Source organism: Actinocorallia lasiicapitis, from assembly GCF_054778695.1.
The window spans coordinates 1-717 of sequence record NZ_BAAGZI010000860.1 but is presented as its reverse complement, the minus strand read 5'-3'; the positions used below and the strand labels follow the sequence as shown (position 1 = coordinate 717).

The window sequence follows — 717 nt, the reverse complement described above, 5'->3', positions numbered from 1 at the left end:
CGATCCTGTGGTCGGCGATCGGGCTGCCGATCGCCCTCTGCGCGTTGCAGCCGCTGCGCGCGGTGCTCGGCGCCGGGGCAGGGGGCGCGCTTGCCGGACTGGTGCTGGCGCTGGTCGTGCTGGTGCCGGTGTATGTGATCGCCAAGAACCGGGCCGATAACGCTTTCCTTGACGCAAGCCTCGCGGCGCAGCCGGACGGGGAGGGCAGGGCATGACGACTGAGCGCATCAGCCTGATCGCGCGCTACGCGCTTCTGTGTGTCGCGGCAGTCGGCTTCGGGTGGACATATGTTCTCGCCATATTCGCGCTGTTCCCGGCCTGGATGTTCTTTCCCGTCGTCGCCTTGTCGATGGTCGTATCGATCGCGACCGTGGCGTTGCTCTCGAGCGTCCCTGCGCTGCTGTTCCTGTCCCGCGTGCATTGCGAGATCGAGTCCCTCGTACGAAGGCTTCTCGGGGGCCGTGCCGATCCGGTGACCGCCGCGTCGATCGGAAACGAAATCGATGTCGTCCTTGCCGAAAGCGGGCGGACGATATCGGTTGGCAAACGCCGTGCGCTGGTGCGCGCGCTGGCCGATCAGTCGATAAGCTTCGATGGACGCGACCGCGCCCGGATGGTGCCCCTGGTCATCGCTTTCTCCGAGGAGCCCGGCGCATGATCCGCCGCCTGCTCACCCTGCTCGGCATGATCGCCGCGTTCGCGGTGCTGCCGGCGCCG

2 protein-coding genes are annotated in these 717 nt (G+C 67.4%); both read left to right on the top strand.

Annotated features, from left to right (window positions below; genetic code table 11):
- Nucleotides 1-215: hypothetical protein (locus ACYVE7_RS35150; protein ID WP_460371009.1), on the top strand; the 215-nt coding region annotated here is incomplete at its 5' end.
- The gene (locus tag ACYVE7_RS35145; RefSeq protein WP_007406338.1) at nucleotides 212-658 is read left to right on the top strand and encodes a hypothetical protein; all 447 of its coding nucleotides are present in this window, start codon (nucleotides 212-214) and stop codon (nucleotides 656-658) included. The genes ACYVE7_RS35150 and ACYVE7_RS35145, both read left to right, overlap by 4 nt.
- The last annotated feature ends 59 nt before the right edge of the window (nucleotides 659-717 follow it).

Coding starts and splice junctions, on each gene's coding strand:
- ACYVE7_RS35145 (WP_007406338.1), top strand. CDS start 212: ATGACGACTGAGCGCATCAGCCTGATCGCGCGCTACGCGCTTCTGTGT.